The following is a 20,738-nucleotide window of genomic DNA, read 5'->3' as shown; positions in this document are numbered from 1 at the left end:
TCCTTCCGGTGAGGGTCAGTCCTCATCGGCGAGGATCAGATAGAGCTTCTTGCGCGCTTCGTTGATGACCGCGAGGGCCTTCTGCCGCTGCTCGGAGGTGCCGGTCTTCCAGACCTGCCCGAACGCCTCCATCAGCCCGAAGCCGGCCTGACGGATCTCGTTCATGGTGTCCCAGTCGATTCCGCGACCGGCCTCTTCCCACGGCGCCTCGGGCCCCGATTCCGCTTCCGTACGCCCGGTCTCGGTGAGCGTGAACAGCTTCTTGCCGCCCTCGCTCCGGCTGGTGATCAGCCCCTCGTCCTCCAGCAGCTGGAGCGTCGGGTAGACCGAGCCGGGGCTGGGCTTCCAGGCCCCGCCACTGCGCTCGCCGATCTCCTGGATCATCTCGTAGCCGTGCATCGGCCGGTCCTTCAGCAGCGCCAGGATCGAGGCGCGCACGTCGCCGCGGCGCGCCCTGCCCCGGCCGCCACCGCGACCCCTGCCGCCACCACCGAAGGGTCCGCCAAAGGGGGGACCGAACGGCCCGAAAGCCCCGCGCCGCCCCTCGAAGTCGCCCCGGCCGTGATGGCCCGGCCCGCAGTGACCGGAACCCGGTCCGTGCTCATGTCCATGTGAACGCATCGCTACGCTCCTCTCATCGTTGATCTGTCGCGATACGTCAACGATATATCGGAACCCATCGTTTGACAAACACCCTGGTCCGGCCCAGGGACCGCCGGTTTTGGACTTGCGGGTCCATTTTCGTTGTCGCACAGTGGCACTGCGCCCTGGCTTTCCAGGGCCCCGTCCGGTCGACCGCGGTATGCGGTCCGGCCGTTCGGGTTCACGGTGGAGAACCGAGCGACGGAGTGGACCATGTCAATGCGACTTGAGGGCCGGACCGCCCTGGTGACCGGAGCGACCAGCAACATCGGGCGGGCCATCGCGGAGGCTTTCGCCGCCAAGGGGGCGTACGTCGTCGTCTCGGGCCGCAGCGCCGAGCGCGGCAAGGAGGTCGTCGAGGGGATCCGCGCACGCGGCGGGCGCGCCGACTTCGTGCGGGCCGATCTGGACGGAAGTGCCGCCGCCTCGCAGGCCTTGGCCGAGGAGGCGACGCAGGTCCTCGGCGGCCGTATCGACGTCCTGGTCAACAACGCCGGCATCTACCCCGGCGATACCACGGCGGCCACGGACGAGAGGACCTTCGACCGGGTCTACGCGGTCAACGTGAAGGCCCCGTTCTTCCTGACCGCGGCCGTCGCACCCGCCATGGTGGAGGCCGGCGGCGGAGCGATCATCAACCTGGGCTCCTGGATCGCGCGACTGGGCATTCCGATCGGCGCCCTCTACAGCTCCACCAAGGGAGCCATGGAGACGCTGACCCGAGCCTGGGCAGCGGAGTTCGGGCCGCGGGGCGTTCGGGTGAACGCGATCTCCCCGGGCGTGGTCCAGACGGCCGCCCCCGGAGAGGTCCATCCCGCCGAGATCATGATGAAGGGCACGCCCGCCGGACAGATGGGCACCCCCGATGCCATCGCGAGCGCCGCCGTGTACCTGGCCGGCGACGAGTCCTCATTCGTGCACGGCATCGTGCTCGATGTCGACGGCGGCCGCACCACCGCCGCCGTCATCGCCGGCTGACACATGGCACCGCCCCCGGGAGCGCCCAGGGTGTAGGTGGTTTCGGTGCGGCCGCCCCGACCCGTGAGCCGCGCACCAGGAAGGTGTCTGGCCCGCGCCCTGGCTGACGCCGGCCCTGCCCCCGTGGTCGAATCCGGGCCGCCGGTCCGGGATTGGCCTTGGTCTGCGGCTTCGTGGCTCTCCTACGCTCGGGCCATGCGGATTCGAATCGTCGACGCCTTCACCGACCGCCCCTTCGCCGGCAACCCCGCCGGGGTGCTGCTCCTCGACTCCGGGGGCTTCCCCGACGCCACCTGGCTCCAGCAGGTGGCGACGGAGGTGAACCTCTCGGAGACGGCCTTCGCCCATCCCCTGCCGCCCGGCGGCGAGGCCGACTGGGCGCTGCGCTGGTTCACCCCGGCCACCGAGGTGGACATGTGCGGCCATGCCACGCTGGCCACCGCTCATGTGCTGCACTCGACGGGGCGGGCGAGCGGGCCCCTGCGGTTCGCGGCCCGCCCGGGAATCCTCGGTGCCACCGCGCGCGAGGACGGCACGCTCACCCTCGACTTCCCGACGTCCACGCTGACCCCGCTGACGATCCCGGACGGGGTTCCGGCGGCGCTGGGGGCCGATCCGGTCTCGGTGCACGACACCTCGGAGCACATCGGCGATCTGCTGGTCGAGCTGGCCGACGAGCGGACCGTACGGGGTCTCGCACCCGACTTCGCCTCGCTCGCCGTCCTCTCCCGGCGCGGCATCATCGTCACCGCGGCCGCCGAGGACCCGGGCCGCGGCTACGACTTCGTCTCGCGGGGCTTCTTCCCCGGGGTCGGGATCGACGAGGACCCGGTGACCGGCAGCGCGCACACCGCGCTCGCCCCGTTCTGGTCCGCGAGGCTGGGCCGTACCGAGCTGACCGGCCTCCAGGTCTCCGCCCGCTCCGGGCTCGTCCGCACCTCGCTGCGCGGCGAGCGGACCCTGCTCACCGGCCGGGCGGTGACGGTCATCGACGGGGAGCTGCTCACCTCACCCTGACAACGGCGCGCGCCGACAGCGCTGAGGGGCGTACGGACACTTCCGTACGCCCCTCGATGCTGTCCCGCGGCGCTACCCCGTGGGCAGCCAGTCCACCGTGCCCGCCAGCAGCGCGTATCCGACGAACGCCCCGATGTCGAGCAGCGCGTGCGCCGCCACCAGCGGGCCGACCCGGCCCCAGCGCCGGTACAGGAGCACGAACACCACACCCATCACCATGTTGCCGACGAAGCCGCCGATCCCCTGGTACAGGTGGTACGAGCCACGCAGCACGGAGCTCGCCACCAGTGCGGCCATCGGTGTCCACCCCAGCTGTCCGAGCCTGCGCAGCAGATACCCGACGACGATGACCTCCTCCAGGACGGAGTTCTGCACCGCCGAGAGGATCAGCACCGGGAACTTCCACCACACGTCGGGCAGCGATTCCGGCACCACCGTCAGATTGAATCCGACCGCCTGCGCCACCAGATAGAACGCGAGGCCGGCGCTTCCGATGCCGGCCGCCACCAGCGTTCCGCGGCCCAGGTCCGGCCAGGGCCGCCGGCCGTCGAAGCCCAGGTCGCGCATCCCGCTGCCTTCCCTCAGCAGGAGATGCGCCACGAGCGCGACCGGCACCAGGGCGGCACTGATGCCGAACAGCTGCCAGGCGAGATCGAGCCAGGGCCGCCCGGGGGCCGCCGACGAGTTGAGCGTGGCCGCCTGGTCGCTCAGCGCCCCGGGCTTCGTCAGCGAACCGACAAAACTGATCAGCGCCGATACGCCACTCGCGCCCAGCGAGAGCGCCAGCACGATCACCGTCTCGGACCGCAGGGTCCTCCGTGAGAGGGCCTCCTGAGGAAAAGACCCGGCCTCCCGGCCCGCCTCCGCCTGCACACCTGCCTCCAGTCGCCTCATCCCCCACCGCCATGGGACGTCACAGCTTGCCCCACGTGTACACGATGGGCGCGGGCGGGCCCCCTCGGTCCGCCGTCGGACCGTCAGTGCTCAGCCCGTACGGCACACCTCATCCCGGACCTCCGGCGGACCTGCCTCCGGCGGACCGCGCGGGGAACCCCACCGGCCAGGTGTGCACCGGCTCGCCCTGGTGCATCAGCTCGCAGTAGCGGCGTGTGGTGGCCGCGAGCGCCGCGTCCCGTTCCAGGCCGGCCTCCAGCGCCCGGTGGAAGGTGTCCACCTGCCACGAGGCCCCGTTCACCCGCCGGTTGCACCGCTGCTCGATCACCCCGAGATAGAAGTCGCGGTCCGCGGGCTCGACATTCCACGCGTCGAGCCCGGCGGCGGCGAGCGGCAGCAGCTCGTCACGTACGAGCTTCACCACCGGCACCGTGGTGATCCCGGCGGCCCGCCCCGGCCGCGGCCAGCGCAGTTCGGCATCGATGCCATGACGGCAGGCGATCTCGAAGTTCTCGGCGGCCTCGGCGAAGGGCAGCCTCCGCCAGACCGGCCGCGCGTCCTCGGCGAGCGCGCGCACCAGGCCGTAGTAGAAGGCGACGTTGGCGATCACATCGGTGACCGTGGGGCCCGCGGGCAGGACGCGGTTCTCCACCCGCAGATGCGGTACGCCGTCGGTGACCTCGTACACCGGCCGGTTCCATCGGTAGACCGTGCCGTTGTGCAGCACCAGCTCCTGGAGGCTGGGCATCTCGCCGGCGTCGAGCATCCGCAGCGGATCCTCGTCGTCGCAGATCGGCAGCAGCGGCGGGAAGTAGCGCAGATTCTCCTCGAACAGGTCGTACGCGGAGTCGATCCAGCGCTCGCCGAACCAGGTCCTGGGGCGCACCCCCTGCGCCTTCAGCTCCGGCGGCCGGGTGTCGGTCGCCTGCTCGAAGAGCGGCGGCCTGGACTCCCGCCACAGTTCTCTGCCGAACAGGAACGGCGCGTTGGCACCCAGTGCCACCTGCACGGATGCCACCGCCTGGGCCGCGTTCCACACATCCGCGAAGCGGTCCGGGGTGACCTGGAGATGCAGTTGTACGGAGGTGCAGGCCGCTTCCGGAGTGATGGACGACGACGTACACCTGAGCCGTTCCACGCCCTCGATGTCCAGGGTGAAATCCTCGCCCCTGGCCGCGACCATCTGCTCGTTGAGCAGCGTGTAGCGGTCGACGTCCGAGAGATTCGCGGGCACCACGTGATGCCGGCCGAGCGTCGGCAGAATTCCGATCATCACGATCCCGGCGTCGACCTCGCTCGCTTTGCGGTGCGCATATCCGAGGCCGGTGCGCAGTTCCTCCGCGAGCTGATCGAGCACCCGGCCGCTCAGCTGGTGCGGCGCGACATTCACTTCCAGGTTGAACATTCCGAGTTCGGTCTGGAAATCACCGCTCGCGATGCGGTTCAGCACCTCCGCATTCATCATGCGGGGCATCCCGTCGGAGCCCGCCAGATTCAGTTCGATCTCCAGACCCATCAGGTTCCTGGGCCGGTCGAACCTGTCCTCCGCCAGGAGTCGCTCCAGCACCGCGAGGCACTGCTGCAGCTTCCTGCGGTACTTCTGCCGATCGGACAGGCCTGAAGCGCCTGACTCGACCTTCTCCCCCATCGAAGTGTCCCTCCTCGAGTGGGCAGCCAACGGCATCGGCCGCTCGCGTCACGATCGATAATGCCCAGACTGGCTGATCCGTAACGTCCCACGGGCGCCCCGTGCCCGCTACAGTGGCCCCAACGGTCGTGCGGCACATTCCTTTGGCATGGCGTGGTCCTCTGTTACCACTGCCCGACCGGCGCGAAAAACGCCGACGAGTTTCGGCCGTCCCCGCCGGACGAATCGCCCCAGGCCAGACGCCTGCGTTCACGGTTTATCAACATAAACTCCGCAGGAGATGGACCTAATAGTGCCTTGCCTGCAATATCCATGACCGCTAGAAGAAACATGGTGTGAACACGTGTCGTATAAACTCCGCCTACGAGGCAGAGAGTCGGCGTCCGGCGTACAGCCCTGAGCCCACCTCTGACCCCGCACGCTGACAGCGACGTCCGCACCCGCCCCGGCTCCACCTCACGCATCACCCTGTCTCCTGAGTGAGAGGCAACCCACCATGCCGCTGCATGTCCCACCGGCCCCCGCGCCCGCCCTGCGCAGCGTTCTCGCGGCACTCGGTTCCCCCACCGCCGTGCGCGATGCCCGCACCCCCGCTCTGCAGTCCGTCCAGGGACCGCTGAGCCCCGAACTCCCGCTTCCCCTTCATGTGCTCGACCAGGTCACCCCGGCCGGCCGCACGCCGCGCACCCGGCTGGTCGGCTGGCGTTTCCTGATCCGCAGCGGCGACCGCGCCGTGGCAGCCGCCGACACGATGCTCACCGCGGACGGCTGGACCTTCTCGCGCTTCTTCGAGGGCCCGTACATCACCGCGACGGAGCGGGCGGTACGCCAGGCGGAGACCCTGGGGACCTCGTACCAGCCCCGGCTGCTGTCGGTGCCCGAGCTCTACATGCTCACGCTCTGGCTGCACGGGGACACGGAGGCCGACGCCTCCACGGGCTCGCCCGCACCGGATGACGTCCTGGTGCCCCTCGCGCCGGCCCCGCCCGGCATCGCTGCCCACCGTCCGCACCGCGTCACGGAGCTGCTGCCGATGATCGGACTGCGGCTCGCCCCGGCGCCACTCCTGCGCACTCCGGCCTGAACCGCCCGCGGCGACTCGTCGGTCCTGCCCCACTCCGCCTGTGCCCCGCGGCCCCCGTGGTCGCGGGGCACAGTTCTGCCCATCCGGACTAGTCCGGTCCGGCCACCCCGAACCACCCGAAGAGACAGAGAAGTTGAACTGAACCGTCCGGCTGGGTGACACGTCCTAGTGCAGAAGGAAGAGCTGCCGCGAAATACCTGCGGATTGCCGTCCGTAGGGCAACACTAGGACTGGACCAAACATAACCGGGGGGCGACCTTGACCACATCGAGGCCCAGGACACCCGCCACGACACAGCGAAAGAACCCACCCATGTGCCAGCATCAACCCGCCTGCCCGACAGCCGACTCCGCCGACCGCGATGCCGCCCGACTGATGGCACACCACCCTGAACAGGGCTGGAGTCTGCTGTGCAACGGCGTCCTGATCTTCGAGGACACCGGCGAACTGCTGCCGGACGGAAAGATCATCGCCCCGCACCGGCCGCTGCGCACCGAACAGGTGGTGACAGCGGCCTGATGCGTTCCGGCACGCTTGTTGCCGTTGTTCTGACTGGGGCCGGCCCGGAGACCTCCCTCCGCACCGGCCCCGACGTGTGCGCCGAGGCGTTCCCCGGCCCGCGTCAGTGGTCGTAGGCGTCCAACGGCGGGCAGGAGCAGACCAGATTGCGGTCGCCGAACGCGCCGTCGATACGGCGCACCGGCGGCCAGTACTTGTCCGCAGCCGAGACACCGGCCGGGAAGACCGCCTCGGCGCGGCTGTACGCGTGCTCCCACTCCCCGCCCAACGCGGCCGCCGTGTGCGGGGCGTTGCGCAGCGGGTTGTCGTCGGCGGGCCACTCGCCCGACGCGACCTTCTCGATCTCCGTACGAATCGCGATCATCGTCTCGCAGAAACGATCGATCTCGTTGAGGTCCTCGCTCTCGGTGGGCTCGATCATCAGCGTGCCCGCCACCGGGAAGGACATCGTCGGCGCGTGGAAGCCGTAGTCGATCAACCGCTTCGCGATGTCGTCGACGCTGACGCCCGTGGCCTTGGACAGCGGCCGCAGATCCACGATGCACTCGTGGGCCACCAGTCCGTTCGGACCGGTGTAGAGCACCGGGTAGTGCGGCTCAAGACGCTTGGCGATGTAGTTGGCGGCCAGCACGGCGACCTGCGTCGCCCGCTTGAGTCCCTCGCCGCCCATCAGCCGGACATACGCCCAGGAGATCGGCAGGATGCCGGCCGAGCCCCACGGAGCCGCCGAGATCGGGCCGACGCCCGTCGCGGGGCCGGCGGCGGGCTGGAGCGGGTGGTTGGGCAGGTACGGGGCGAGGTGCGCCCGCACCCCGACAGGACCGACCCCGGGGCCACCGCCGCCGTGCGGGATGCAGAACGTCTTGTGCAGATTCAGATGGGACACGTCCGAGCCGAACTTGCCCGGCCGGGCCAGCCCCACCAGCGCGTTGAGGTTCGCGCCGTCCACGTACACCTGGCCGCCCGCGTCGTGCACGGCCGCGCAGATGTCACCGATGTGCTCCTCGAACACGCCGTGCGTGGACGGGTAGGTGACCATCAGGACGGACAGTTCCTCGCGGTACTGCTCGATCTTGGCGTGCAGGTCCTCGACGTCGACGTCGCCGTCCTCGCGGGTCTTGACGACGACGACCTTCATCCCGGCCATCACCGCGCTCGCGGCGTTCGTGCCGTGCGCGGAGGACGGGATGAGGCAGACGGTGCGCCGCGTGTCGCCGTTGGCCCGGTGGTACGCGCGCACCGCCAGCAGACCGGCCAGCTCGCCCTGCGAACCGGCGTTCGGCTGGAGGGACACCGCGTCGTAGCCGGTGACCTCGGCGAGCCGCTCCTCCAGCTCCCTGATCAGCGTCAGATAGCCCTGCGCCTGGTCGGCCGGGGCGAAGGGGTGCAGCGCGCCGAACTCGGGCCAGGTGACCGGCTCCATCTCGGTGGTCGCGTTCAGCTTCATGGTGCACGAGCCGAGCGGGATCATGCCGCGGTCCAGCGCGTAGTCGCGGTCGGCGAGCTTGCGCAGATAACGCAGCATCGCGGTCTCGGAGCGGTACTGGTGGAAGACGGGATGCGTCAGGTACTCGCCGGTCCGCAGCAGGGCCTCGGGCAGCGCCTCGGCCACCACCGCGTCCAGCGCCTCGATGTCGCCCTCGACGTCGAAGGCGGTCCACACGGCGGCCAGCTGGGCGCGTCCGGTGGTCTCGTCACAGGCGAGGGAGACATGGTCGCCGTCCACGAGATGGAGGTTGACCCCGCCCTCGCGGGCGGCCGCGACCACCCCGGCGGCCCTGCCGGGAACCCGCACGGTCAGCGTGTCGAAGTACGCGCCGTGGACGACCTCGACACCGCCCGCGCGCAGGCCCTCGGCGAGCAGCGTCGCGTACCGGTGGGTGCGCCGCGCGATGCCGCGCAGCCCCTCGGGGCCGTGGTAGACGGCGTACATCCCGGCCATGACGGCCAACAGCACCTGCGCGGTACAGATGTTGCTGGTGGCCTTCTCGCGGCGGATGTGCTGCTCACGGGTCTGGAGCGCCAGCCGGTACGCCTTGTTGCCGTCGGCGTCCACGGAGACCCCGACGAGCCGGCCGGGCAGGCTGCGCGCGAACCTGTCGCGTACGGCCATGAAGCCGGCGTGCGGTCCGCCGAAGCCCATCGGCACCCCGAAGCGCTGCGTGGTGCCGACCGCGATGTCCGCGCCCAGCTCACCGGGCGAGGTGAGGAGCGTCAGCGCGAGCAGGTCGGCGGCGACCGTGACGATCGCGCCCAGCTGGTGCGCCCGCTCGACGACGGGCCTGATGTCCCGGACGGCCCCGGAGGCGCCCGGGTACTGGATCAGCACACCGAAGACACCGCGCTCGGCCACCTCGGCCGGGATGCCCTCGCTCAGGTCCGCGACGACTACCTCGACGCCGGTCGGCTCGGCGCGGGTCCTGATCACGGCGACGGTCTGCGGCAGGGCGTCGGAGTCGATCAGGAAGACACCGTCCTTGACCTTGCCGACGCGGCGCGACAGCGCCATCGCCTCCGCCGCCGCCGTGCTCTCGTCCAGCAGGGAGGCGCCCGAGGTCGGCAGGCCGGTCAGCTCGGCCACGACGGTCTGGAAGTTGAGCAGTGCCTCGAGGCGGCCCTGGGAGATCTCCGGCTGGTACGGCGTGTACGCGGTGTACCACGCCGGGTTCTCCATGACGTTGCGCAGGATCACCGGAGGGGTGAACGTGCCGTAGTACCCGAGACCGATCATCGGCGCGAGCACCTGGTTGCGGTCCGCGAGGGACCGCAGCTCGGCCAGGACCTCGGCTTCGGTGCGGGCGCCGGGAAGCCGCAGCGCCTCGGCGCTCTTGATCACGTCCGGCACCGCGGCGGCGGTCAGCTCGTCGAGCGAGCCGTATCCGACCTGCGCGAGCATCTTCGCCTGCGCCGCCGCGTCGGGCCCGATGTGGCGCTGCTCGAAGGGGATCCCTCGCTCCAGCTGTGCGAGCGGAATGCGGTTGGGGGTCATGCGGAGGCCTCCTGGTCTGACACGACCTGCGAGGGGCACCAAGACGCGGGTGCCCGGACGGCCTCCCCCTCTGTCATCTCGACCTGAGAGCTTCACCGGCCCGCCACGAGGCGGCCCGGCTTTCACCGTCGGTGAGAGCGGATGCCGTCCGACGCCCGCCCTGCTTTCCAGAGTGACCTCGTCCGTGCGGTACGGGGGCCTGAGAGATTCCGGGGAGGATTTGCTCCTTCGGCGCCTCCGGTTGTTCTCACCGGAGGACTCTCCCGCACGGGGTCAGCAGCCGTTCGCCAGCCTACCAGCGAGGTCTTGCGGACAACTTTCGAGTGGCCGACGTCTCATATCTGCACTTTTGTAGTATTTACCAGCAGTTGCGACCAGTTGGAGGGACCGTGGAGACCGATATCGATCCGCGCAGCCTGATCGGCCGCAAGGCATTCGACCGACATGGCCACAAGCTCGGCACGGTGGACGAGGTGTATCTCGACGACGCCACCGGGATCCCTGAGTGGGCGGCCGTCCGCACCGGGATCTTCAGCCGCGATGCCTTCGTCCCTCTCGCACCCAGCACACTGACGAACAACGCACTGCAGGTCCCGTTCGAGCGCGCCCTCATCAGGGATGCCCCCGACTTCGGCGTGGGCCGCCATCTCTCCCCCGAGCAGGAGCTCCAGCTCTACCACCACTACGGACTCACCCTTCCCGAGCCCGAGCCGCCGGAGGGGGCCGCGTCCCTCTCCGAGCGTGACTCCGATCACAACTTCGGGCGGCTGGCCGGCCAGGACGACTGATCCGCCGCCGGTACCAGAGGCAGCGGGTCGGACAGCTCCAGATCCGGATCGTCGACCCAGAACGTCCGCACCCGCCCCGGCGCGGACCCCGGCTCCTCGAACCGTACGGTGACCCTCCGCAGCCCGCTGCCCTGTACCCAGCCCGCTCCGAACTCGGCGTGGCGCACATCATGTCCGGCCGGGAAGCGCCGCTCGGCGGGCGCCGGCGCCACCACCGCCGGCGCGCTCCCGGGCTCCTGCTCGGCCGCCCGTTCGGCCTCCCGCTCCGGGCCGCCCTCGGCGGCCCGGTCGTCGGCCGGCTCGGGCGCCGCGACGGGCCCGTGACGGGCGGACTCGTCGGCCGCGGCCTGGGCGAAGAGATCCTCCTGGGTGAAGTCCGCGAGCCCCGTCACCCCCACCCCCAGCAGCCGCACCCCGCCCATGGTGTCCACCGACTCCAGCAGCCGGCCCGCCGCCTCCCGCACCACTCCCGGGTCGTCCGTGGGACCGCGGAGCGTCTCCGAACGGGTCAGCGTGGAGAAGTCGTACCGCCGGACCTTGAGCACGACCGTCCGCCCCGAGCGCCCCGCCGCCCGCAGCCGCTCGACGCACCGGTCGGCGAGCCGGTCCACCTCCGTCCTCACCCGGACCCGGTCGTGCAGATCGACATCGAAGGTGTCCTCGACCGACACGGACTTGGCATCGCGGTCCGACACCACGGGCCGGTCGTCGTGCCCCCGCGCCATCCGGTACAGCGAGGCGCCGTGCGCCTTCCCCAGCAGCCGTACGAGCTCGTCCTCACCCGCCCCGGCCAGTTCGGCGACGGTGGTCATCCCGGCCCGTCTCAGATGCTCTCCGGTCGCCGGCCCCACCCCGGGCAGGATCCTCGCGGACATCGGCCCCAGCAGCTCGCGCTCCGTGCCGGGCTCGATGAGCACCAGACCGTCCGGCTTGGCCTGCTCCGAGCCGATCTTCGCCAGCATCTTGGACCCCGCGAGCCCGACGGAACCGGTGAGGCCGGTGACCGCCCTGATGTCCCGGCGCAGCCGCTCGCCCGCCGCCCGCGCGGAAGCCGAGTCATGCGCGGAGCCGCCCGCCTCCAGGTCCACGAAGGCCTCGTCCAGGCTGAGCGGCTCCACCAGCGGGGAGAGCCGCCCCAGCAGCTCCATCACCTGCTCGCTGATCGCGCGGTAGACGGAGAAGCGCGGTACGAGATAGGCGGCGTTCGGAGCGAGCCGTCTCGCCTGGCCCATCGGCATCGCCGAGTGCACCCCGAACCGTCTCGCCTCGTACGAGGCCGTCGAGACCACCCCGCGCGGACCCAGACCGCCGACCACCACGGGCTTTCCGCGCAGACTCGGCTTCGCCGCCTGCTCGGCGGCGGCGAAGAAGGCATCCATGTCCAGATGCAGGATCGTCGGCGCGGATCTCACCCCACCGATGCTCCCTCACACCACTGACAATCGGCCGCAGGAGCGGCGCGGGACAGCGCCCGGAGGGGCCGGAAGGACCGGCGGAGGGGTCAGACGGCGCGGTCCCGGCGCCGCCGGGCCAGTTCGTCGGCGGGATTGTTGCCGATCAGCGTCTCACCGGTGTCGATCCGCTCCCCGTGGAGCTGCGACAGCGCGGCCTCGACATCGCGCCACACCACGCCGACCGCGATCCCGAAGATGCCCTGGCCGCCCTGGAGGAGGTCCACGACCTCGTCGGGCGAGGAGCATTCGTAGACCGTCGCGCCGTCGCTCATGAGCGTCATCCGCTCAAGATCCTGGAAACCCCGGGCCCGCAGATGCTGGACCGCCGCCCTGATGTTCTGCAGAGCGACCCCGGTGTCCAGGAACCGCTTCACGATCTTCAGGACGACGACATCCCGGAAGCTGTAGAGCCGCTGGGTGCCGGAGCCGTACGCCGAGCGCACGCTCGGCTCGACCAGCCCCGTACGCGCCCAGTAGTCCAACTGGCGGTAGGTGATGCCCGCCGCCGCGCACGCGGTCGGGCCCCGGTATCCGACGGTCTCGACACCGGGGTCGGCCGCACTGCCGTGAAGCGGATACGGCCCGCCCGCCGCCGTACCGTCGCCGCTGCTTCTCACGCCGACCCTCCGTCCTTGACCTGCCCTGTCGAAGGTAGGCAGTCACCCGGGGTGCGTCAACGATCGCCACACTCGCCACGCCGAGTGATAATCACCCTGAGTGTGGTTTCCCGTGCCCGCTTTCGGGGAAGGGCTGCTCGAATGCGCTGACAAAAGCCCGGTGCAGCGCTCACCGGCCGCTCACTGGCTGTTGGTTCCGAAGTCCTCCGGAGAGATCTGGTCGAGGAACTCGCGGAACTTCTCCACCTCGTCCTCCTGCTCGTCCGGGATGGCGATGCCGGCATCGTCCAGAACCCCGTCACTGCCGTAGATCGGCGTACCCGTGCGCAGCGCCAGCGCTATGGCGTCGGACGGCCTGGCGCTCACCTCGACCCCGCTGGCGAAGACCAGCTCCGCATAGAAGACCCCTTCACGCAGATCCGTGATGCGGACCTCGGTGAGCTCCTGGCCCACCGCCTCAAGGACGTCCTTGAAGAGGTCGTGCGTCAGCGGCCGGGCCGGGGCCATGCCCTGCTGGGCGAAGGCAATAGCGGTAGCCTCCCCCGGTCCGATCCAGATGGGGAGGTACCGGTCGCCTCCCACTTCACGCAGGAGCACGATCGGTTGGTTGGAGGGCATTTCCACCCGGACACCCACAACGTCGAGCTCGTTCACACAGCAACCCTAGGACGTGCCCGGCCGGTTTGGGTAGTCGGACATCCCCATGATCAGTGCTGCCGGACCCCGAGAGCCGTCCGTACCAGCGCCGCGTGCAGCCGTACGGAGAGCGCGGCGAGTTCATTCGTGGTCGCCTCGGCATGGGCCCTGGTCTGCGGATTACGGTGCCGCCGCAGCGGCGCCACCACCTGCTCGACCAGCCCCGCCTCACGCTCGGCGGCCGCCTTCATGGCTCGCAGATGCCGGGGCTCCAGGCCGAATCTCCCCAGATCCGCGATGAGTTTCGCCACAGTGACCGACTCCGGGTCGTATCCACCGTCCGGCAGCGGACCGATGAGGCCGTACGACTCCCACTCGTCGAGCCGGCTCTCGGTGGCCTCGGCGGCGGCGAGCAGCTCCTCGCGGCCGATCCTCGCCGCGGTCGGAACCTCGCTCCCGGCCTCCCAGGCGCCGCCCAGCGGCTCCCGCTGCGGGCCGGGCAGCTGAACGCGCTCGCCGCGTCCCTGGGCGTCCAGATGCTCTCTGATGACCTTCAGCGGAAGATAGTGATCGCGCTGCATCCGCAGCACGCGGGCCAGCCGCTCGACGTCCTCGGAGCTGAACTTGCGGTAGCCGGAGGCGGTTCTGCGCGGCTCGACCAGCCCCTCCGCCTCCAGAAAACGGATCTTGGAGATGGTGACCTCGGGAAACTCGTCCCGCAGCCGGCTCAGCACCGCGCCGATGCTGACCAGTGGGTCGCCCGTGGGGGCGGTGCCGTGACCGGCACCGCCCGACGGTGTTCGCAGCATGGACCTTCCCTGAGGGGTCACACGCCCCGCTGGCTCCCGTAGAAGACCAGCCGGTACTTGCCGATCTGGACCTCGTCGCCGTTCGCCAGCAGGACCGAATCGATCCGCTCACGGTTGACGTACGTGCCGTTGAGGCTGCCCACGTCCGAGACGGTGAAGTGACCGTCGGCGCCCCTGCGGAACTCCACATGGCGGCGCGACACGGTCACGTCGTCGAGGAAGATGTCGCTCTGGGGGTGACGGCCGGCCGTGGTCAGCTCGCTGTCCAGCAGGAAACGGCTGCCCGAATTCGGACCGCGGCGCACCACCAGGAGCGCCGAGCCCAGCGGCAGGGCGTCGACGGCGGCCTGCGCCTCCGGAGAGAGCGACGGAAGCGCCGTCTGACCGGTCACTTCGGAGTCGTACGCTTCGAGGCCGGAGATGGAGATCGTCGAGGTCGTCTCCGAAGCGCGCTCCGCGGGCACCCCGGGCCGCAGCGGCGCACCACAGTTGGAGCAGAACCGACTGGCCTCGGCGTTTCGGTGTCCGCACCTCGTACAAACCGGCAAGGCCGACATGGCGGGGTCCTCCTGCCGCGACTGCCCCGTGGGGGCATCGGATGCGTGCGGGTCCGAGGAAAACCCTCCACCCGTACGTGAGGCTGATGACTCCCCGAAACCTATGCGGCCGGGACCGGCAGGGTCAACAGACGACGCGCCCCGCCCCTCGGGCGCGGCGCCACCCTGACCACCCACCTCGTCACGGAAGAGCGGGCGCTCGCCGCCCGGCTCCTCGCTCTGGCCCTGGCGCGCCGCGCGATGGCGAGCGGAGCCGCCGTCCTCGCGTGCGCTCTTGCCGAACAACTTCGCAAACAACTTCACGGGCGATTCCCCTTGACCGATACAGACCCGCCCGTGGGGCAGGACGAACCCTGAATGAACACACCTGCCGACCCGGACATCTTGACAACGTCCGTATCCACCGGACAGTTTCCACCACACACCACGCTGTTCGTGCGCCGACCCCCCGCAACCTCATGCCCGCGTCCGGCAGCTGCCATGCACCGCCGGCTCACGGCGATGACGACCGAGCGTAGTCAGGCCGCTGCGCCGGTCGCAAGGCGTCCACGGTGATCTTCTCAGCCCGGGTCACCGTGGCTGTGGCCTGCTCCTTCTCCAGCGTCTGCACCACCCCGCCCGGAATGTTGAGAGCGGGCTCGAGATCCTGCGGCTTGCCGATGACCTTGAAGCGGTACGGCGCCGTCACCGCCTTGCCGTCCACCTGTACGTCACCTCCCGTACCCGAGAAGTAAGTATCCGCGATCACCCGCATGTCATTGACCTGAATCGCCTCGGCGCCCGCAGCCCGCAGCTCCTGGAGCGCGTCGAGCAGCATGTCCGGCTCGACCGTGCCGCTCGGGTCGTTGATGGTGAGGGTGATACCGGGCCCCTGAGCGGCGACCGTGCCGGCCAGGATGCCCAGCTGCTGTTCCTTCTCCATCGTCTGCTTACGGGCCTCCTCGGCCTGGTCCGAGCTGGTCTCCAGCTCGGTGCGCTGGTTCACGAGACGCTGCTTCTCGTCCTCCAGCCGCTGGGTGCGGTCGTCGAGCTCGTCGAGGATGCGCACCAGGTCCTCCTGACGGGCGCCCCGCAGCGCGCTGTCGTCATTGTTCGACCTGACCTGGATGGCGAGCCCGAGCCCGAGCACGAACAGCAGGACGGCGACGATGAGTTGAGCCCGCGTGACACGCGGCGGCCACAGCCCCGCCGCCAACCGCTGACGACCGGTCAGCTGTTGCGGCTCGGCGGCCGGCGCAGTGTCCGCGGATCCCTCGTTCCTGGGGGTCTCTTCGCTGCTCATCGGCCTCACGCCCGGAACACGTGCCGCCGGATCGCGGCAGCGTTGGAGAAGATCCGGATACCCAGCACGACGACCACGCCGGTGGACAGCTGGGCGCCCACGCCCAGCTTGTCGCCCAGGAAGACGATGAGTGCGGCCACGACGACGTTCGACAGGAAGGAGACGACGAACACCTTGTCGACGAAGATCCCGTCGAGCATGGCCCGCAGGCCACCGAAGACCGCGTCCAGAGCGGCGACGACGGCGATCGGGAGATAGGGCTCGACCACCGCCGGCACCTCGGGCCGGACCAATAGCCCGACCACGACTCCCACGACGAGGCCCAGTACGGCGATCACGATGTGCCCTTCCCGGTGTCGGCCGTGCCCTGCCCGTTGCCCTTCCCGGCGTCGGCGGCCTGCGGCTCTGCGGTACGTACGATCAGGCTCGGCGCGGCAGGCAGACGCACCTCTTCCTGGTCGGAGATGCTGGTGCGGATACCGAAGCTCTCCTGCAGCGAATGCAGATACTGGCCGTCGGCACTTTTCTCGAATGTGGTGCTCAGCTTTTTCCCGTCCCCCACCGCGAGCACCGTGTACGGCGGCACCAGCGGCCTGTTGTCGACCAATATGGCGTCGCCCGCGGCCCGGATCGCGGACAGTGAGGTCAGCCGCTGTCCGTTGATGGCGATGGCTTCCGCGCCCGATTCCCACAGGCCGTTGACGACCAGCTGCATGTCCCGGTCGCGTACCCGGCCCTTGTCGGAGAAGCCGCTGCTCTCCCGCGGCCCGCCGCCGCCCGATTGGGTGTCCTTGGCGTCATCGACCACGAGCTTCACACCCGGACCGTGCACCGCCGTGGCACCGGCCACCAACGCGACCCGTGCGCCCTGGTCGCCGCCGAGGGAGCGCAGCGCCGCGCGCTGCCGCTCGCCGACCTCACCACGGAGTTTCTCGACCGTGTCTTCCAGCGCGTCCGCCGCCGAGGTCTCGTCGTTGATCCGGTCGATGAGCTCCTCGCGCTCCTTGGCCACGACCGGCGCCGAGATCCGCGCCTGGGCCGCACCGACGGTGACCACCATGGCGGCCAGCACCAGACCCGCCGCGAGCCCGAGCTTCGCCCGGAGTGTGCGCGGCAGTCCGCCCTCCTCGGCGTCCCTGCGGGCCGCCGCCTCCGCATAGCCTTCGTCGAGGCTGTGGTCCATCACATTCGTCAGCAGCGACATCGAAGCATCGGGGCGCGCGGGTGGAGAAGCGGTACTCCGAATGGGGGGCTGCGGCGACATGCCGCACATCGTCGCACGTCGCACGCGCTACCGCCGAATGGCCCCACCGGTGTGCCGGACGGCGTACGAAGACACCGCCCGGCACACCGGTCCCACCTGGCTGACCTGCCCTGGACCGGCCTTAGTGGCCTGCGCTGTCCACGACGGACGACCACTCGTCCAGGAGCGCCTGCGCCGACGCGTCGTCGGGGCCCTCCGCCCACAGATGAGTGACGGCCTCGGAGGGGTCGGGCAGCACCATGACCCAGCGCCCGTCGGCCTCGACCACCCGTACGCCGTCGGTCGTGTCCACCTGCCGGTCGCCCGCCGCCTCCACGACGGTGCGCATCACCAGACCCTTGACGGCCCAGGGGGTCGCCAGGTCCCGCCGCAGCACATGCGCACGCGGAATGCGGGCGTCGATCTGGCTCAGCGTGAGCTGTGTACGCGCCACAAGCCCGAGCAGCCGCACAAAGGCCGCCGTACCGTCGAGGACACTGCTGAACTCCGGCACGATGAAGGCTCCACGGCCGTCACCACCGAAGATCGTGGTCTCCTCGCGGCCCACCCGGGTCAGATCGTCGGGTGACGTGGTCGTCCACTCCACCTGAGTCCCGTGGTACGCGGCGACCTGCTCGGCGATCCTGGTGGTCGTCACGGGCAGTGCCACCCGCCCGCTGCGCCGCTCGGCCGCGACCAGATCCAGCAGCACCAGGAGGGCCCGGTCGTCCTCGATGATCCGCCCTCGTTCGTCGACGAGCGACAGCCGCTCACCGACGGGGTCGAACCGCACCCCGAACGCGGCACGCGCCGAGGCGACGATCTCCCCGAGCCTGACCAGACCGGAGCGGCGCGACTCGGCCGTCTCGGTCGGCCGCGCCTCGTCGAGGCCGGGATTGATGGTCAGCGCGTCGACGCCGAGCCGGCCCAGCAGGCTGGGCAGCACCAGGCCGGCGCTGCCGTTGGACGCGTCGACCACGACCTTGAGCCCGGCCTCGGCGATCCCCGAGGTGTCGACATTGCGGAGCAACGAGCCGGTGTACGAGTCGAAGACGCTGGCGGGGAAGTGAAGGTCCCCGATCTCCCCGGGGAACGCGCGACGGTACTCCTGGCGTGCGTACACCCGGTCCAGCTTGCGCTGACCGGCCTGCGAAAGGTCCGCTCCCCGCTCGTCGAAGAACATGATGTCCACCGAGTCGGGCACGCCCGGCGACGTCCGGATCATGATGCCGCCGGCGCTGCCCCGGGCGGTCTGCTGACGGGCGACCGGCAGCGGTACGTTCTCCAGGTCCCGCACGTCGATGGCGCTGGACTGCAGCGAGGAGATCACGGCCCGTTTGAGGGCACGCGCGCCACGTGAGTGATCACGCGCCGTGGTGACCGTGGACCCCTTCTTCAGGGTGGTGGCGTACGCGCCGGCCAGCCGCACCACGACTTCCGGCGTGATCTCGACGTTCAGGATGCCGGAGACGCCCCGGGCTCCGAAGAGATTCGCCTGCCCCCTGGACTCCCAGATCACCGAGGTGTTGACGAACGCGCCCGCCTCGATGGTCTTGAACGGGTAGACCCGCACATTGCCCTGGATGATCGATTCCTCGCCGACGAGGCACTCGTCGCCGATGACCGCGCCGTCCTCGATCCGGGCCGCTCGCATGATGTCGGTGTTCTTACCGATCACGCAGCCACGCAGATTGCTGTGCTGCCCGATATAGACGTTGTCGTGGACGACCGCCCGGTGGAGGAACGCACCGGTCTTGATAACGACGTTGGACCCGACGACGGTGTGCTCGCGGAGCTCCACGTCGGCTTCGACCTTGGCGTAGTCACCGATGTACAGCGGACCGCGCAACACCGCGTCGGGGTCGACCTCGGCGCCTTCGGCCACCCATACGCCGGGAGAGATCTCGAAGCCGTCGATGTCCACATCGACTTTGCCCTCGAGAACATCGGCCTGGGCCTTCACATAGCTCTCGTGCGTGCCCACGTCCTCCCAGTAGCCCTCGGCGATATAGCCGTAGATGGGCTTGCCTTCCTTCATCAGCTGAGGGAAGACATCGCCGGACCAGTCGACGGAGACATCGGCCTCGACGTAGTCGAAGACCTCGGGCTCCATGACATAGATGCCCGTATTCACGGTGTCCGAGAAGACCTGGCCCCAGGTGGGCTTCTCCAGGAAGCGTTCGACCTTTCCCTCTTCGTCCACGATCGTGATGCCGAATTCCAGCGGATTCGGCACCCGGGTCAGGCACACCGTCACCAGTGCGCCCTTCTCCTTGTGGAAGGCGATGAGGTCGGTCAGGTCGAAGTCGGTGAGAGCGTCTCCGGAGATGACGAGGAAGGCATCGTCCTTCAGGGCCTCTTCGGCATTCTTGACGCTCCCGGCGGTGCCGAGCGGCTTCTCCTCGTTGGCGTAGGTGAGCTCCATACCGAGCTCTTCACCGTCGCCGAAGTAGTTCTTGACGAGGGAGGCGAGGAATTGCACGGTTACGACGGTCTCGCTGAGCCCATGACGCTTGAGCAACCGCAGCACATGCTCCATGATCGGCCGATTCACCACCGGCAGGAGCGGCTTGGGCATGCTTGAGGTCATGGGGCGAAGTCGAGTTCCTTCGCCACCAGCCATCACGACGGCCTTCATGTCGGAAGCGTCCTCCTTGAAGAGACGGACTCGCCGACTTCACCCGTCTGGACAGAGGCCTCATGGCGTCAGGCGCGGGCCGGCGACTCTGCACGGCACCACTTCGACGAGCTCAATCGGCCGCGTTGTCCGCCTTGACGAGCCGGCGGACCTGGACCACATACAGGATCCCTGCCCACCAATACAGGGTTGTACCCCATCCGGCGAACGCCCATCCGAAAACTTCGGCGAGTGACGCAAGCCATCCGTTCCCGTCACTGAGGAGCAGGAGCGGGAAGGCATACATCAAGTTGAAGGTAGCCGCCTTCCCGAGGAAGTTCACCTGGGGAGGCGGATAGCCGTGCCGGCGAAGGATTCCCACCATCACCAGAAGCATCAACTCTCGCGCCAATAGCGCCGCGGTGAGCCAGAGGGGCAAGATCTCTCGCCAGGTGAGCCCGACCAGGGTGGAAAGGATGTACAGCCGGTCGGCGGCGGGGTCCAGGAGCCGTCCCAGGCTGCTGATCTGGTTCCACCGGCGAGCGAGCTTTCCGTCGAGATAGTCGCTGGCACCGCTCAGCATCAGCACCAGCAATGCCCAGCCGTCGCTCTTGGGTCCTCCGAACTCGGGGCGGAGGATCAGCCACAGGAAGAGCGGCACACCGACGAGGCGAGCCATGCTGAGGATGTTGGGGATGGTGAGCACCCGGTCCGTCTGAACGCGAGTCTCCTGGACCTCCACCCGGGGGCCTCCTGTGTGGAACGTGCCAACGATGCCTCCTGACCTTACCCTCAGCCTCGGCCGGCGAGTGCAAGGGGGTAACCGGACATCCCTGAAACGGTCTTGAAAACGGGCCATGAAAAGAGTCGTGAACGCAGAAATGCCCCGCACCATACGGTGCGGGGCATTCCCACAAAGATTGTTCGGCGGCGTCCTACTCTCCCACAGGGTCCCCCCTGCAGT

At 69.5% G+C, this 20,738-nt stretch carries 19 protein-coding genes and 1 riboswitch; of the genes, 5 read left to right on the top strand and 14 right to left on the bottom strand.

Annotated features, from left to right (window positions below):
- Positions 1-15: 15 nt before the first annotated feature.
- Entirely contained in the window at positions 16-621 is a 606-nt protein-coding gene (locus ACFVWW_RS30170) for a PadR family transcriptional regulator (protein ID WP_384192734.1), read from the bottom strand.
- A 234-nt stretch (positions 622-855) separates the two neighbouring features.
- Here ACFVWW_RS30170 and ACFVWW_RS30165 point away from each other — a divergent pair, with 234 nt between their 5' ends.
- Both ACFVWW_RS30165 and ACFVWW_RS30160 read left to right on the top strand, forming a co-directional pair.
- A complete protein-coding gene (locus ACFVWW_RS30165) occupies positions 856-1,620 on the top strand; it encodes an SDR family NAD(P)-dependent oxidoreductase (protein ID WP_386879475.1) in 765 nt (254 codons plus the stop codon).
- A 195-nt stretch (positions 1,621-1,815) separates the two neighbouring features.
- Positions 1,816-2,637, top strand: a complete 822-nt coding sequence (locus ACFVWW_RS30160; protein ID WP_386879474.1) for a PhzF family phenazine biosynthesis protein — start codon at positions 1,816-1,818, stop codon at positions 2,635-2,637.
- 72 nt (positions 2,638-2,709) lie between these two features.
- Here ACFVWW_RS30160 and ACFVWW_RS30155 read toward each other — a convergent pair whose 3' ends face one another.
- Both ACFVWW_RS30155 and ACFVWW_RS30150 read right to left on the bottom strand, forming a co-directional pair.
- A complete protein-coding gene (locus tag ACFVWW_RS30155) occupies positions 2,710-3,531 on the bottom strand; it encodes a CPBP family intramembrane glutamic endopeptidase (protein WP_384192740.1) in 822 nt (273 codons plus the stop codon).
- Positions 3,532-3,640: 109 nt separating this feature from the next.
- Positions 3,641-5,179, bottom strand: coding sequence for a glutamate--cysteine ligase (locus tag ACFVWW_RS30150; protein WP_384192742.1), 1,539 nt, complete (start codon positions 5,177-5,179; stop codon positions 3,641-3,643).
- Between the two features lie 496 nt (positions 5,180-5,675).
- On the opposite strand from ACFVWW_RS30150, the gene ACFVWW_RS30145 reads away from it, so the two are divergent.
- Positions 5,676-6,263, top strand: coding sequence for a hypothetical protein (locus ACFVWW_RS30145; protein ID WP_384192744.1), 588 nt, complete (start codon positions 5,676-5,678; stop codon positions 6,261-6,263).
- Between the two features lie 312 nt (positions 6,264-6,575).
- The gene (locus ACFVWW_RS30140; protein WP_384192747.1) at positions 6,576-6,782 is read left to right on the top strand and encodes a DUF5999 family protein; all 207 of its coding nucleotides are present in this window, start codon (positions 6,576-6,578) and stop codon (positions 6,780-6,782) included.
- Between the two features lie 103 nt (positions 6,783-6,885).
- On the opposite strand, the gene gcvP is transcribed toward ACFVWW_RS30140, so the two are convergent.
- Positions 6,886-9,771, bottom strand: a complete 2,886-nt coding sequence (gcvP, locus tag ACFVWW_RS30135) for an aminomethyl-transferring glycine dehydrogenase (protein ID WP_384192750.1) — start codon at positions 9,769-9,771, stop codon at positions 6,886-6,888.
- Positions 9,772-9,948: 177 nt separating this feature from the next.
- Positions 9,949-10,047, bottom strand: a riboswitch (glycine riboswitch).
- A 113-nt stretch (positions 10,048-10,160) separates the two neighbouring features.
- Here gcvP and ACFVWW_RS30130 point away from each other — a divergent pair.
- Positions 10,161-10,559, top strand: coding sequence for a PRC-barrel domain-containing protein (locus ACFVWW_RS30130; protein WP_384192753.1), 399 nt, complete (start codon positions 10,161-10,163; stop codon positions 10,557-10,559).
- On the opposite strand, the gene ACFVWW_RS30125 is transcribed toward ACFVWW_RS30130, so the two are convergent.
- From ACFVWW_RS30125 to ACFVWW_RS30080, 10 genes are all read right to left on the bottom strand, one after another.
- Entirely contained in the window at positions 10,523-11,971 is a 1,449-nt protein-coding gene (locus ACFVWW_RS30125) for a DNA polymerase IV (RefSeq protein ID WP_386879473.1), read from the bottom strand. The genes ACFVWW_RS30130 and ACFVWW_RS30125 overlap by 37 nt on opposite strands.
- A gap of 89 nt (positions 11,972-12,060) precedes the next feature.
- On the bottom strand, positions 12,061-12,630 hold the full coding sequence (locus tag ACFVWW_RS30120) for a MerR family transcriptional regulator (RefSeq protein ID WP_384192757.1): 570 nt from the start codon (positions 12,628-12,630) through the stop codon (positions 12,061-12,063).
- A gap of 180 nt (positions 12,631-12,810) precedes the next feature.
- The gene (locus ACFVWW_RS30115; RefSeq protein ID WP_006123076.1) at positions 12,811-13,284 is read right to left on the bottom strand and encodes a bifunctional nuclease family protein; all 474 of its coding nucleotides are present in this window, start codon (positions 13,282-13,284) and stop codon (positions 12,811-12,813) included.
- A gap of 53 nt (positions 13,285-13,337) precedes the next feature.
- On the bottom strand, positions 13,338-14,075 hold the full coding sequence (locus ACFVWW_RS30110; RefSeq protein ID WP_384192759.1) for a MerR family transcriptional regulator: 738 nt from the start codon (positions 14,073-14,075) through the stop codon (positions 13,338-13,340).
- Between the two features lie 17 nt (positions 14,076-14,092).
- Positions 14,093-15,055, bottom strand: a complete 963-nt coding sequence (locus ACFVWW_RS30105) for an FHA domain-containing protein (protein WP_384192761.1) — start codon at positions 15,053-15,055, stop codon at positions 14,093-14,095.
- A 70-nt stretch (positions 15,056-15,125) separates the two neighbouring features.
- Positions 15,126-15,914 (bottom strand): DUF881 domain-containing protein, encoded by a 789-nt coding sequence (locus ACFVWW_RS30100; protein WP_384337626.1) that lies wholly within the window; start codon positions 15,912-15,914, stop codon positions 15,126-15,128.
- A gap of 5 nt (positions 15,915-15,919) precedes the next feature.
- Positions 15,920-16,252: a small basic family protein gene (locus ACFVWW_RS30095; RefSeq protein WP_003970459.1), complete on the bottom strand. Its 333-nt coding sequence runs from the start codon at positions 16,250-16,252 to the stop codon at positions 15,920-15,922.
- On the bottom strand, positions 16,249-17,178 hold the full coding sequence (locus tag ACFVWW_RS30090; RefSeq protein WP_384337624.1) for a DUF881 domain-containing protein: 930 nt from the start codon (positions 17,176-17,178) through the stop codon (positions 16,249-16,251). Before ACFVWW_RS30090 ends, ACFVWW_RS30095 begins: the two co-directional genes overlap by 4 nt.
- 121 nt (positions 17,179-17,299) lie before the next feature.
- Positions 17,300-19,795, bottom strand: a complete 2,496-nt coding sequence (locus tag ACFVWW_RS30085) for a sugar phosphate nucleotidyltransferase (protein ID WP_384192768.1) — start codon at positions 19,793-19,795, stop codon at positions 17,300-17,302.
- Positions 19,796-19,907: 112 nt separating this feature from the next.
- On the bottom strand, positions 19,908-20,516 hold the full coding sequence (locus tag ACFVWW_RS30080) for a CDP-alcohol phosphatidyltransferase family protein (RefSeq protein WP_386879472.1): 609 nt from the start codon (positions 20,514-20,516) through the stop codon (positions 19,908-19,910).
- Positions 20,517-20,738: the final 222 nt, after the last annotated feature.

The organism is Streptomyces sp. NPDC058198 (assembly GCF_042882605.1).
Classification (GTDB): Bacteria; Actinomycetota; Actinomycetes; order Streptomycetales; family Streptomycetaceae; genus Streptomyces.
Note: the sequence above shows the minus strand (reverse complement) of the source record. Positions and strands in the feature narration are given on the sequence as shown.